Source organism: Verrucomicrobiia bacterium (genome assembly GCA_036268055.1).
In the GTDB taxonomy this organism is placed as follows: domain Bacteria; phylum Verrucomicrobiota; class Verrucomicrobiia; order Limisphaerales; family Pedosphaeraceae; genus DATAUW01.
This window is the reverse complement of record DATAUW010000004.1, coordinates 45,748-59,195: the sequence shown is the minus strand read 5'-3', so window position 1 is coordinate 59,195 and position 13,448 is coordinate 45,748. Positions and strand designations below refer to the sequence as shown.

The following is a 13,448-nucleotide window of genomic DNA, read 5'->3' as shown; positions in this document are numbered from 1 at the left end:
ACATGAGTACATAAACTTGGTTCTTGCAAGTATAACATACTCTTGTCCATAAATAAACAAAGTGAATTCTCTGTCGGGCATCGCGGGTGCTACGTTGCCACACCAGTTTACTGGAGCGGCATGGACAAAATTCACGGTTCCCTTGGTTATAGCATTCACTTTGGGAGGAGTTGTTTCCACGATTGCGGCGGACTCGCCGAATGTTTCCACCAACGCAGTTCCAGAAAATGCCATTCGGGCAGTGAACGATTCGGCTCTGACGCTATCCACCAACCGTTACCGCCGGGAGTTTAAGGGTAATCCCCCGCAATCCCCCGTCGGTTTCACGCCGGACTCCGGTGTGCCGCCTTACGATCAACCGGTGCCGACGGATATTCCCCAGGATTTGCACCCGCGCATGGTGCGTACCAATTCGCCCAGCCATGTTTTGCCGCCTGCGCAATTCAATCCGGACCCCGGCGCCGTGAATGTAGCTCCAGCGGCACAGCGTCCTTTTTATACCAACGAAATCCAATTGCTGCCCGACTACAACGGCCAGCCAATAGACCCGCGTTTTGCCCTGCCGCGCTCGCCCTTGATGCGCCGGGACATTGAAATACCTTCGCCCACCAACGGCGTGCCATACGGTTTTGATCCACTGGAAGGCGAATACAAACTTCCGCGTACGAATACATTTGAGAATGCGCCCATTAACAAAAAATATGAGTATCCCCAATATGAATTGAGTGCGAAGGGCATGGGTTTTCCGACGAACACCGTGCCGGAGCCAAATCGCTGGCGGGTCGGTTTCGCGCCCTGGCAGCGCTACACCAGCGGCGATACCGAAACTCCCTACGAAGCGCCGGCGACGATGCTGTGGCATCCATATCAGCAAAGTCTTTTGAAGGGCGACTCGCCGATCATCGGCCAGGATATTTTTCTCGATCTGACGGCGGAGACGGAAACGGATTTTGAAGGCCGCCGCGTGCCGACGCCAAGCGGTTTGGATGCCTCGCGCGCCGGTTCAGCGGAAGTCTTCGGCCAGAGTGAGGAGATTTCGGTCATCAATAATTTTTCGTTCTCGATTGATATTTTCAAGGGCGACACGGCGTTTCAACCGGTTCATTGGCTTATCCATCTTCAGCCGGTTTATAACATCAATTATATCCAGGCGAACGAGACCGGCGTGGTCGCCGCCGACCCGCGCGGCGTGGGGCCGAACCACAATGTTCCGCCGCCGAGCAATATCGGCATCACGAACCCGAGCCAGATTCCCGGTTTTCTCAACGGCCAGCTCAGCACCGGCCCGGTGAACCAGACGGGAACCAGTTCCACCCAGCGCACGAAGGAATTTTTGTCGTTGCAGGAGGCGTTTTTCGAATACCACATCAGCGACCTTTCGGATAATTACGATTTCATCGCGTCGCGCTTCGGCAACCAGGTTTTCAACAACGATTTTCGCGGGTTCCTGTTCAACGACATCAATACCGGCGCGCGCATTTTCGGCAACTGGGACAACAATCATTACCAGTATAATGTCGCCGCGTTCGACATGCGCGAGAAGGACACCGACTCCGGCTTGAACACGTTCAACTCGCGCGACCAGCGGATCTTGCTCGCGAATGTTTATCGCCAGGATTTCATCTGGCACGGTTACACCGCGCAGGGCAGCATCCTCGCGAACTTCGACAACGGTCCGACGCATTACGACGAGAACGGCAACCTCGTTCGTCCCGAGCCGATCGGCACGATTCAGCAGCACAGCCTTCACGCGTATTATCTCGGCTGGGCGGGCGACGGACATATCGGGCGTTTCAATATCAGCCATCAATTTTATCAGGCGCTCGGTCACGACGATTTCAATCAACTCGCCGGCCATCCCGTGAACATCAATGCCCAGATGGCCGCGGTGGAACTTTCCTACGACCGCGATTGGATCCGTTACAAGAGTTCGGTCTTTTACGCGTCGGGCGATCACAATACCTCCGGCGGCACGGCGACGGGTTTCGATACGGTGATGGACAATCCCAATTTCACCGGCGGCCCGTTCAGTTATTGGGTGCGGCAGGGATTCAACCTCGGCGGCACGGCGGTGAATTTGAAGCAGCCGAACAGCCTTGTGCCCGACATCCGTTCGAGCAAGACCCAGGGGCAGGCGAACTTCGTGAATCCCGGCGTGCTCATGTTGAGCCTCGGGACGGAAATGGACATCACTCCAAAACTGCGGACATTTTTCAACGTGAATTATATCCGCTTCATGGAAACCGATCCGATCAAGGAAGCGCTGCTGACCGATACCGTCGCGCACGAAGTCGGCTGGGACTTGAGCGTGGGTTTGCAATACCGCCCGTTGCTGACGGACAACATCATCATCTCGGCGGGCTTTGGAACTTTGATTCCGGGCGCGGGATACAAGGACATTTACCGCACCGTGACCACGCCGGTGCCGGGCTACAATCCTCCGGAGAACGCGGGCCACGCGGATGATTTTCTTTACAGCGGAATTCTAGCAGTCACATTTACTTATTAACGGACAAACCGATGACTTCACATCAGACAAAGTGGTATCGGACGCTGCCGGTCTTTTTGGCAGTATTTTTCCTCGCCTTGGGTGCGGCCCGCGCCGAGGAAGAACCGTTTGGCCCGCCGATTTCCGTTCCGCACGATCTTCCCGCGCCGGGCGAAGACAAGCCGCATAATTGGATTGACCAGACGCGCGCCGAAGCGCACTTGAAGAGCGCGGGTTGCCTCGAATGTCATAAAGGCGTGGATGAACATTCCATGCACGCCAGCCCGAATGTCATCCTTGGCTGCACGGATTGTCATGGCGGCAATCCAACGCCCGGCCTGACCGAACGCAAGGCGCACGTCGCGCCGCGCAATCCGATTTTTTGGGAAAGCTCGGCCAATCCCAACGAGTCTTCCGTTCTCCTCAATCACGAATCCGCCGAGTTCATTCAATTCGTCAATCCCGGTGATTTGCGCGTCGCGGAAAAAGCCTGCGGCCTGTGCCACAAGGAATCGGTGGATCACGTCTGGCATAGCATGATGAACCATGGCGCAATGCTCTGGGGCGCGGCGTTATATAATAATGGTGGATCGCCTTACAAGAATTACCAGTACGGCCAGGCCTATGGTCTCGATGGTGTGCCGCTGCGATTGGTGAATCCTTATGTGCCCACGCCGGAAGAAACCTTGAAGCATGGCGTGTTGCCTTACCTCGATCCGCTGCCGCATTTTGAAGTGAGCCAGCCGGGAAATATTTTGCGCATCTTCGAGAAGGGCGGCGAGAAGCAGCTGACGCTCGGCATCCCGACGGTTGACGAAATGCCGGGCAAGCCGGACCACCGTTTGTCCGAGCGCGGCCTCGGCACGCTGATCCGCACCGACCCCGTTTATCTCGGCTTGGTCAAAACGCGCTTGCACGATCCGCTGCTCGGTTTCATGGGCTCGAATAATCATCCGGGCGATTATCGTTCCAGCGGTTGCTCGGCCTGCCATGTAATTTACGCCAATGACCGTTCGCCGACGCAATCGGGCTATTACAGCAAGTATGGCAACCAGGGCTTGAGCTTCACCGAAGACCAGATGATCCCGAAAAATGAGCGTGGGCATCCTATCAAGCATCAATTCACCCGTGCCATTCCCAGCAGCCAATGTATGACCTGCCACATGCATCAGGGAAATCTCTTCGTGAATCCGTATCTCGGCTACACCTGGTGGGACCAGGAATCCGACGGCGAATTCATGTATCCCAAGAAGCAGAAGAATCCGACGGAATCGGAGATCGCCACTTCCTTGCGCGAGAACCCGGAAGCCGCCGCCGCCCGCGGAAATTGGGGTAATCTCGACTTCCTCGAAAAAGTTTCCGAACTGAATCCCAAGTTGAAGGAAACCCAGTTCGCGGATTATCACGGCCACGGCTGGGTTTTCCGCGCCGTGTTCAAGAAAGATCGCAAAGGCAATCTGCTCGATTTGAATGACAACGTCATTCCGCATGACGACGACCATAAGTTCGCAAAAGCGGTTCACTTGAAGGACGTGCATCTGGCCAACGGCATGCAATGTGCCGACTGTCATTTCCTCAACGACGTTCACGGCAATGGCAAGCTCTACGGCGAGCCGCGCGCGGCCACGACCATCGAATGTATTGATTGCCACGGCACGATCAACCAGCGGCCCACGCTGACCACGTCAGGCAACGGCGGCGCGTTTGATTTGTTGAACACCAGTTCCACCGCCTGGGGCCCGCGCTTCGTGTGGGAAGGCAAAAAGCTTTATCAACGCTCCAGCATGAGCCCGGATGTGCGCTGGGAAATTCCGCAGACGATGGACACGATTGACCCGACGTCCTCGCATTACAACGCAAAATCCCGGTACGCAAAAACCATGCAGCGCGACGGCAAAAGTTGGGGCGCCGTTCCAGCAAGCGAAGCCGAGTGCAAACGCAATCTCGCGCACGATAACTCGAACATCTCCTGCCAGATTTGCCATACCTCATGGGCAACTTCCTGTTTCGGCTGCCACTTGCCGATGCGCGCGAACCAGCACGTCGCACTCAACAAATACGAAGGATTAACCACGCGCAATTATACGACCTACAATCCGCAGGTCATTCGTGACGACGTGTTCATGCTTGGCCTCGATGGCACGGTGAAGAGCAACCGTCTCGCGGTGCTGCGCTCGTCGAGTGCAGTCGTGGTGAGTTCGCAAAATTCAAACCGCGAATGGGTGTATTCCCAGCAGCAAACCATTTCGGCGGAAGGCTACAGCGGCCAGGCCGTGAACCCGCACTTCCCGCACACGACCAGTAGCGTCGGCACAACAAAGAATTGCACCGACTGTCATTTGTCCAAGGAGAAAGACAACAATGCGATCATGACTCAGTTGCTCGGCTTCGGCACGGGCACGGTGAATTTCTTTGGCCGTTATGCTTATGTGGGCGAGGGCAAACACGGCTTGGACGCGGTGATTTGGACCGAGCAGGACGAACCGCAGGCGGCTATCGGCAGCCATCTCCAAAAGCTCGCGTATCCCGACAATTACCAGAAACACGAAGACAAGCACGAGATATTGCAGGACGCCCATCATCACGACGGCGAAGATATTCTCGATCTGACCTTGCGCGGCGAATATCTCTACACGGCCAATGGCGCGGACGGTTTCCGCGTATTCGACGTGGCGAACATTGATCAAAAAGGCTTCTCGGAGCGCATGACCACGTCGCCGGTTTCCCCGCTGGGCCAGCGCACTTATGTGCATACGAAATTTGCCACGTCCGTAGCCGTGCCCTCGACGCTTGCGCTCGACCCGGCCCGCAAACGCCTGCCGGAAAATCAGGAACAGCCCATCCATTTCCTTTACGCTTACGTTTACATCACCGACCGCGAAGAAGGTTTGGTGATGGTGAATGTGGCGACACTCGTGGATGGCAATCCTGAAAATAATTTCCTGAAAAAAGACATCGTCTTCAATCCCGATAACAAACTCGCCGGCGCGACGCATTGTTTCATCGCCGGTCATTTGGTTTACATCACTTGCGCGCGCGGATTGGAAATCGTGGACGTGAATGAGCCGGCGAAGCCAAAGCTCGTTGGCGAATTGCTCGGCTTCAAGAATCCGAAACAGGTCGGCGTGCAATTCCGCTATGCGTTCGTCACCGATGACGACGGCCTCAAGACCATTGACATCACCGAACCCACGCAGCCGAAGTTCGTCCCGGGCGCCGTGGTTCCGCTCGCGCATGCCCAGCGCTTCTATCTCGCGCGCACTTACGCTTACGTGGCGAACGGTCCCGAAGGCCTGGCCATCGTGGACATCGAGAAGCCTGAGGAACCCAAGCTTTTCCAGATGTATAATGCCAATGGCGCGTTGAATGACACGCGTTCCGTGCAGATCGGTTCCATCAATGCCTCGATGTATGCGCTCGTGGCCGATGGCAAAAACGGCTTGCGCGTGCTGCAAATGATTTCACCGGAAAACGTGCCGGGCTACATGGGTTTCAGCCCCACGCCAAATCCGAAATTGATCGCAACCTATCCAACCCGCGGACCCGCCGTGGCGGTTTCTCGTGGCCTCGATCGCGATCGCGTGGTGGATGAAACCGGCGACCAGACGGTGGTGTTCGGACGGCGCGGCGCGCGGCCATTCCACATTGATGAAATGGAATCGTTCTATAAACATTATCCCAACCTGAATCCCGACAGTGGTTCGCGCGATAACGGCGAGCTTTACGAAGTCGAGGATGTCGTGACGAAAGACGGCAAGCTGGAAGGGCGCGACGGCTCGGCCCTGGGCAATCCGCTCGACTTCAAATCACCCGATCCCGAAGACACCGCCCCGGTCAAAGTGGCGGCTCGCGACCGGTTAGTGCGGAGGGGGCAATAATGCCGGTGAGGCCGCATATTTTTCGCGCCCGGAACTTCGCGTTCGGGTTGTGCGCGGCGAGCCTCGTGATGGCATCGAAGTCATCGGCGCAGGAAGCGGTGACAACGCTGGCGGGTTCCGTGCTCACCAGCGGCAGCGTGGACGGTCCGGCTGCCAGCGCGCTTTTTGGTGATCCAACCGGCTTGGCGATGGATGCCAGCGGGAATATTTACATCACCGATAATCAGAACAATACCATCCGCAAACTTTCCGCCGCCGGGCAGGTCACCACCATTGCGGGCCGCGCCGGTCAAATGGGCAGCGCGGATGGCGTCGGCACAAACGCTCTTTTCAACGGCCCATCGGGAATCGCGATTGCCGCGAACGGCGTTTTGTATGTCACCGATACCGGCAACAATACGATTCGCGCGATCTCAACCAGCGGCGCGGTGACGACCATCGCCGGTTTGGCGGGTGAAGTGGGCGCGACCAATAATGTTGGTTCGCTCGCGCGGTTCAGTTCGCCGCTGGGCATCGCCCTGGATGCGAGCGGCACGATTTATGTCGCCGACAGCGGCAATCATCTCATCCGCAAAGTGACTTCGGCGGGTGCAGTCACGACCTTCGCAGGCATGGCGCAAGTCTGGGGCACGGCGGACGGCGCCGGAACCAATGCTCTTTTCAATGGCCCAGTTGGTTTGGCTTTCGATGCGAGCGCGAATCTTTTTGTTTCGGATTCCGCGAATCATACGATCCGTAAAATCACTTCCGATGGCGTAGTCACGACTTTCGCGGGAATGGCTGGCATGGATGGCACGGCTGATGGAACGGGCAGCGCGGCGCGTTTCGGCAAACCGGCGGAATTGCGGATGGACCGCAATAATAATTTATTCGTGGTGGATTCGTTCTATCACACGATCCGAGAAATTTCCCCGGCAGGCGTGGTCACGACGGTCGCGGGTTTGGGCGGTGCGGGAGGTTCGGCCAACGGTCTCGGCAGCGGCGCGCGTTTCTTTAATCCGTACGGCGTCGTTATTGATCATAATGGCAACCTGCGCATTTCCGATACCTACAACGAGATCATCCGCTTCGTCTATAGTCCCATTCCCGTCACGCTCACGCAAAACGCCTCTGGTTTCGTCATCAACTGGCAAGCCGTTTCCGGCGATACTTACCAGGTGCAATTTCGCGATGCCTCGACCGGCAACGCTTGGCAAAACCTGGGTTCGCCAGTGACTGTGACCGGCGCTCTTGGTTCGTTTACCGATTCTTCCACCGCCTCCGCGCAACGCTCATACCGGGTCAAGTTGGTTCAGTAGTTTAAAGTGCTCAACTGTAGCGGCGCTTTATGAGCGCCGTTTTTTTGCACGAGCAAGGCGGTCATAGAGCGCCACTATAGAAGAAGGATAAACTTCACCCGCAAAAATGTCACAAGCATGGATGGAAATTCATCTCCCGCGTACAAAGGAAAAGGCCCGGGAAAAATTTCCCGGGCCCTTTATGAATCAGATCAAATCTCTTAGTTCAACACGTGGTTGGTCGTGGAGATTTTGCAGAGGGGAGCGGTCGAGAGGTTGCCGACAGTATAGCTCGTGTCGAAGGTGTTCTGCGAGTCGAGCGGGCAGGTCGGGAGCGATCCGCCAGCGCCACGGCCCATATAAGGCTGGATGTTGCTGTCAGCCGGGGTGGAGGTAGCAGACGCTTTGTTTTCCAAAGCCCATTCCTGCTTCGCGCCGTCAATCTGGCGGAGGTTGTTGATGCAAGCATTGGCCTGCGCGGTCGTGCGGGCGTGCACGAAGTTAGGGATGGCGATCGCAGCCAAAAGGCCGATGATGGCGACAACGATCATGATTTCGATAAGGGTGAAGCCCTTCTTGCTGGAGCGGTTGAGTTTCATACGATTTACTTTTTTTTCGCGCGGCGTGAACGTGGCAAGGGCTGGTTATTGTTATTATTTATTGCATAAGGTCGTTCACAAATTGCCCATTGCCGACCGCGACTCCTCTTGAGCAAACCGAATGCCATACACTAAGACACTCGGACGCGAAAAAAATCCGCAGAAAACACCAGCAGTAGTGTAGGTACGCGTGAAGCCCCAACAATTTTACCCCTGCATTGTCCCGAACTCGTGGACAGTGTCCAAAAATATGGCACGGCCCGGCAAAATTTTTTTAACTAGTCGAGGTGATGGTCTGTCGGCGAAATCAGGCAGGTCGGCGCGGTCTGAAGATCGTTCAGGCTGTAGCTCGTCGCGAAGGTGTTCGCGGGATCGGCAGGGCAGGTGGGGGCGGTTCCCTGAGTGCCGCGGCCAAGATAGGGCTGGATGTTTGCGATAGTCGGAACGGTGGCTTGGGAAGCGCGATTCTCGAGCGCCCAGGTTTGTTTCGCACCGTCAATCTGGCGCAGGTTATTGATGCACGCGCTTTGCTGGGCCTTGAGGCGGGCGCGGACGAAGTTGGGAATGGCGATGGTGGCGAGCAGGCCGATGATGGCCACGACGATCATGATTTCGACGAGCGTAAAGCCAGCGGCGCGGGACAATTTAATCTTCATGTTGCGTTCTTTCATTGCCGTGGCGCGAACGAGGCGGCGGACGGGTTTTTCCGTGTTCAATATTGTCCGCGCCCGCCACGGCGTGATCTGGCTGGGCCAGTCCACTGAATATAACACCAAAGTGGGAAACAAGTTGCAGCGAAAAAAGAAATACAATCGTGAAAAATGACTGCCGTCGGCGACGCCAAAACCCTTGCCGCTTAATTACTTCGTGCCCTTGAGCAGGGCCACGCTGTAATCGCGATTCATTTTGGCAATAAAACTGAGGCTGATTTCCTTTGGACAAACCGCCTCGCACGAACCGGTGACGGTGCAATTACCAAAACCCTCGACATCCATTTGCTTGACCATGTTCGCGACGCGCTGGTCTTTCTCAACTTGCCCTTGCGGCAACAAACTCAGATGCGAAACTTTGGCGGAGACGAACAGCATCGCTGAAGCATTCTTGCAGGCAGCCACGCACGCGCCACAACCGATGCATTGGGCGGCATCCATCGCGCGGTCGCTTTCGACCTTGCCGACGGGAAGCGCATTGGCGTCCGGTGTGCCGCCGGTATTCACGGAAACAAAACCACCTGCCTGGATGATGCGATCAAACGCGCTGCGGTCAGTAACCAAATCTTTCAACACCGGAAACGCCCGCGCGCGCCACGGCTCGACGGTGATGGTATCGCCGTCTTTGAACCGGCGCATGTGCAACTGGCAAGCCGTCGTGCCTTCCTGTCCGCCGTGCGCCTTGCCATTGATGACCAGCGAGCACGTCCCACAAATGCCTTCGCGGCAATCCGAGTCAAACGCAATCGGCTCTTCGCCGCGCGCGATCAAGCCCTCGTTCACCACGTCGAGCATTTCGAGGAACGACATGTCGGGGATGATGTCCTTCGCCTCGTAGGTCTCGATCCGGCCCGCATCCTGCGCATCCTTCTGCCGCCAGATTTTCAAAGTTAAATTCATAATTGCGGATGGTTGGTTGGGCGCGGTTATTTGTAACTCCGTTGCGACATGTGCACGTCCTCGTAAACGAGCGGCTCTTTGTGCAACAACGGTTTTTTGTCCGGGCCCTGATATTCCCACGCGCTGACGAACGAGAAATTTTCGTCGTCGCGCTGCGCCTCGCCGTCGGGCGTCTGGTATTCCACGCGGAAATGGCCGCCGCAGGATTCCTCGCGCGTGAGGGCATCGAGGCAAAGCAATTCGCCGAATTCCAAAAAGTCCGCCACGCGGCCCGCGGCTTCGAGATCCTGGTTCAGCGAGCCATTCTCGCCGGTGACTTTCACATTTTCCCAGAACTCCGCGCGCAACTCGGGAATGCGCTTGAGATTTTCCTCGAGGCTCGCCTTGGTGCGCGCCATGCCGCAGTTGTTCCACATCAATTTTCCAAGCTCGCGATGGAACGACGTGACGCTGCGCTTGCCGTTGATCGAAAGCAATTTTTTCGTCAAGGTCTGCACGCCTTCGAGCGCCTTCTTGAACTCAGCGTGATCGGTCGTGACCTTCGCAGGTTTGCTGGACGCAAAATAATTTCCGATGGTGTAAGGCAAAATAAAATAACCGTCGGCCAGGCCTTGCATGAGCGCGCTGGCGCCAAGGCGGTTCGCGCCGTGGTCGGAAAAATTCGCCTCGCCCACCACGAACAACCCCGGGATGCTGCTCATCAAATTATAATCCACCCACGACCCGCCCATCGTGTAATGCACCGCGGGATAAATGCGCATCGGCATGCGATAGGCATTTTCGCCGGTGATCTTTTCATACATGTCGAAAAGATTTCCGTAACGCTCGCGCACCACGTCTTCGCTGAGGCGCTTGATGGAGTCGGAAAAATCGAGATAAACCCCAAGTCCACCGGGCCCGACGCCGCGGCCTTCGTCGCAAGCTTCCTTTGCGGCGCGCGAAGAAATATCGCGCGGCGCGAGATTGCCATAACTGGGATATTTGCGTTCGAGAAAATAATCGCGCTCAGCTTCGGGAATTTGCGCGGGCGGACGGTTGTCGCCTTTTTTCTTTGGCGCCCAAACGCGTCCGTCATTGCGCAGCGATTCCGACATCAACGTCAGCTTGGATTGATGATCGCCGCTGACGGGAATGCACGTCGGATGGATTTGCGTGTAACAGGGATTCGCGAATGCCGCGCCTTTTTTATACGCGCGCCAGGTCGCGGTGACATTGCAGCCGCGCGCATTCGTCGAGAGATAAAACACGTTGCCATAACCGCCCGTCGCGAGGACGACCGCATCGGCCGCGTGCGAAGAAATTTCTCCTGTGACCAAATCGCGGACGACGATCCCGCGCGCCTGGTTGTCAATCACCACCACATCGAGCATCTCCGTGCGCGGAAACATTTTCACCGTGCCCAATCCGATCTGCCGGCTCAACGCCTGATAAGCCCCCAGGAGCAACTGCTGTCCCGTCTGTCCGCGCGCGTAAAAAGTTCGCGACACCTGCGCCCCGCCAAACGACCTATTCGCCAACAATCCCCCATATTCGCGCGCAAACGGAACTCCTTGCGCCACGCACTGGTCAATAATATTCACACTCACCTGCGCCAGACGATACACATTCGCCTCGCGCGACCGAAAATCCCCGCCCTTGATCGTATCGTAAAAAAGCCGGTAAACACTATCGCCGTCGTTCTGGTAATTCTTCGCCGCGTTGATACCCCCTTGCGCCGCAATACTATGCGCACGCCGCGGGCTGTCCTGAAAGCAAAAGCACTTCACCTTGTAACCCAGCTCCGCCATCGTCGCCGCTGCCGATGCCCCCGCCAAACCGCTGCCCACGATAATGACATCGAACTTCCGCTTATTCGCCGGGTTCACAAGTTTCATGTCGAACTTGTGCTGGTCCCACTTGCTGGCGAGCGGGCCGGAGGGAATCCTGCTGTCAATTTTCATTTCAGCACCTCTTTCAAATAACTGCTGCCGTAGCCAAGCTGAATGGCGATCGGTATGATCGCGTAACCCGCAAAAATCAACCACGCCACCACCCGCGCCCCCCTGTCCAGGCACGGCCCGTAAGCCGGCGTCTTCCAGCCCAGCGATTGAAACATCGCGCTCAAGCCGTGGCTCAAGTGCAGGCACAACAAAAACATCGCAAACACATAAAATGCCGCCACCAGCGGATTTTGAAAACCCAGCACCAGCATCGCGAAAATGTCATGTTGCTGCTTGGCATCATGCAAGTCCGCAAAATTTTTCCCCGTGAAATTGATTCCCGGCACCTGCGCCGTAAAATGCAGTAGATGATAAATGATGAACGCCAAAATGATCAGTCCGCTCATCAACATCGTGCGCGAAGCATAGCTTGCCGCCACTACTTCATAATGCGCGTAAGCCTGCGGTCGCGCCGCACGATTCTCCGCCGAAAGTTTGATCGCCGCCCAGATATGCAAGCCCACAATGACCAGCAAGCCGATGCGCGCCGGCCAGATCAGCTCGATATTCGTCTGCAAAAAATTGCCGTAACGATTGATGGCTTCCGGTCCGAGGAAGACTTGCAGATTTCCCGCCAGATGGGCCACGACGAAGAGGAAAAGCAGCAGGCCGGTGATGGCCATGATAAACTTCTTCCCGATGGAGGACGCAAATAAGTTCGTAAAGTTCATTGGGAACCGGCTAAGTTTGGCTAATTCATGTCCGACACGACGCCAAACGTGAGGCAATCTAATAATTCCCGCCCGCAGCGTCAATGAATCTTAACCAGTTATAAGCCCACCTTCGCCATCTGTTACGCCACCTTATCAAGTGCCAGCTCACTGGACGCATTCTTTCCGCAATCCGGCCGATGCGGTTGGCTAATCCGATTCATGCAAGGTTACTTGATCACCCATGAGTTCATTCCGATGTCCTGCAAACTCCACAGAAAGATGCAGAGCAAAAATACCGGCAAATGAAGCTTGGGAAATTTCCAGTGGCAAAACCAAAGCGTTAAGCAAGTGATGGCAGTTTCCAATCCTAACTCAGACACAATACGAATTATTTGAAAACCGGGAACCCACAGTTCTGCCAATATCGGCAAGCCTCGGACGCTTGAGTCGCGTAAATTTCCGTGATGGAACAACACCCAGGCCAATTCGATTACCGCAGCGGCGATCACAACCACAAAAGACTGCAATACCGCCAAAAAGCCCGGTGACAGCCTTAAATCCCTTAACCTGAACAATCCTCCCAGTCCCATAATCACCACTCGCACGCCTGATTGTTTTGTCAATCCGCCAAAGTAAGTAACGAGGGCATATTGTCCCAGCCTCCGATTCAAGTCCCCCCATGGGACGAAAGAATTCAATGAAAATGAGCGCGGCGTGCGCCGGGATAATTTCAGAAATGTTTCTTTCGTTGCTGGCGGGACTTGGATTGAACGGGACGAAGACCCCACCACTAAGTTCGGTTGTCCCTGCGGACTTCGACGGCGCGGCCGCGTCATCTTGCCATTTTGGGGCCAGTGCACGGATACGCCCGGAAAACAATGCGCAAGGCTCTCGGGAAAAATCCGCATTGTTCCAATCCAGCGGGCGTAATCTCAAGAACAGTGAGGAGTTGAGCGTCAAACCA

At 55.9% G+C, this 13,448-nt stretch carries 9 protein-coding genes; 3 read left to right on the top strand and 6 right to left on the bottom strand.

Annotated features, from left to right (window positions below):
* Window positions 1-142 precede the first annotated feature (142 nt).
* Genes VH413_01890 through VH413_01880 form a run of 3 tightly spaced genes read left to right on the top strand, consistent with a single transcriptional unit; the run spans window position 143 to window position 7,664 of the window.
* A complete protein-coding gene (locus VH413_01890; GenBank protein HEX3797425.1) occupies window positions 143-2,509 on the top strand; it encodes a hypothetical protein in 2,367 nt (788 codons plus the stop codon).
* Between the two features lie 56 nt (window positions 2,510-2,565).
* Window positions 2,566-6,366 carry a hypothetical protein gene (locus VH413_01885; protein HEX3797424.1) on the top strand — a complete coding sequence of 1,267 codons (3,801 nt, stop codon included), beginning with the start codon at window positions 2,566-2,568 and terminating at the stop codon, window positions 6,364-6,366.
* 5 nt (window positions 6,367-6,371) lie between these two features.
* Entirely contained in the window at window positions 6,372-7,664 is a 1,293-nt protein-coding gene (locus tag VH413_01880; protein HEX3797423.1) for an NHL repeat-containing protein, read from the top strand.
* Between the two features lie 200 nt (window positions 7,665-7,864).
* Here VH413_01880 and VH413_01875 read toward each other — a convergent pair whose 3' ends face one another.
* From VH413_01875 to VH413_01850, 6 genes are all read right to left on the bottom strand, one after another.
* Window positions 7,865-8,242, bottom strand: coding sequence for a prepilin-type N-terminal cleavage/methylation domain-containing protein (locus tag VH413_01875; protein ID HEX3797422.1), 378 nt, complete (start codon window positions 8,240-8,242; stop codon window positions 7,865-7,867).
* A 278-nt stretch (window positions 8,243-8,520) separates the two neighbouring features.
* On the bottom strand, window positions 8,521-9,003 hold the full coding sequence (locus VH413_01870) for a type II secretion system protein (protein ID HEX3797421.1): 483 nt from the start codon (window positions 9,001-9,003) through the stop codon (window positions 8,521-8,523).
* A gap of 99 nt (window positions 9,004-9,102) precedes the next feature.
* Window positions 9,103-9,852, bottom strand: a complete 750-nt coding sequence (locus VH413_01865) for a succinate dehydrogenase/fumarate reductase iron-sulfur subunit (GenBank protein ID HEX3797420.1) — start codon at window positions 9,850-9,852, stop codon at window positions 9,103-9,105.
* 26 nt (window positions 9,853-9,878) lie between these two features.
* A complete protein-coding gene (locus tag VH413_01860; protein HEX3797419.1) occupies window positions 9,879-11,792 on the bottom strand; it encodes a fumarate reductase/succinate dehydrogenase flavoprotein subunit in 1,914 nt (637 codons plus the stop codon).
* Complete coding sequence (locus tag VH413_01855) at window positions 11,789-12,502, bottom strand: succinate dehydrogenase cytochrome b subunit (GenBank protein HEX3797418.1); 714 nt, start codon at window positions 12,500-12,502, stop codon at window positions 11,789-11,791. The genes VH413_01860 and VH413_01855 overlap by 4 nt, the downstream gene beginning before the upstream one ends.
* A 209-nt stretch (window positions 12,503-12,711) precedes the next feature.
* Entirely contained in the window at window positions 12,712-13,107 is a 396-nt protein-coding gene (locus VH413_01850) for a hypothetical protein (protein ID HEX3797417.1), read from the bottom strand.
* Window positions 13,108-13,448: the final 341 nt, after the last annotated feature.

Excerpts from the sequence above, each read along its gene's own strand:
- VH413_01875 (HEX3797422.1), bottom strand. The coding sequence starts at position 8,242 with ATGAAACTCAACCGCTCCAGCAAGAAGGGCTTCACCCTTATCGAAATC.
- VH413_01865 (HEX3797420.1), bottom strand. The coding sequence starts at position 9,852 with ATGAATTTAACTTTGAAAATCTGGCGGCAGAAGGATGCGCAGGATGCG.
- VH413_01860 (HEX3797419.1), bottom strand. The coding sequence starts at position 11,792 with ATGAAAATTGACAGCAGGATTCCCTCCGGCCCGCTCGCCAGCAAGTGG.
- VH413_01855 (HEX3797418.1), bottom strand. The coding sequence starts at position 12,502 with ATGAACTTTACGAACTTATTTGCGTCCTCCATCGGGAAGAAGTTTATC.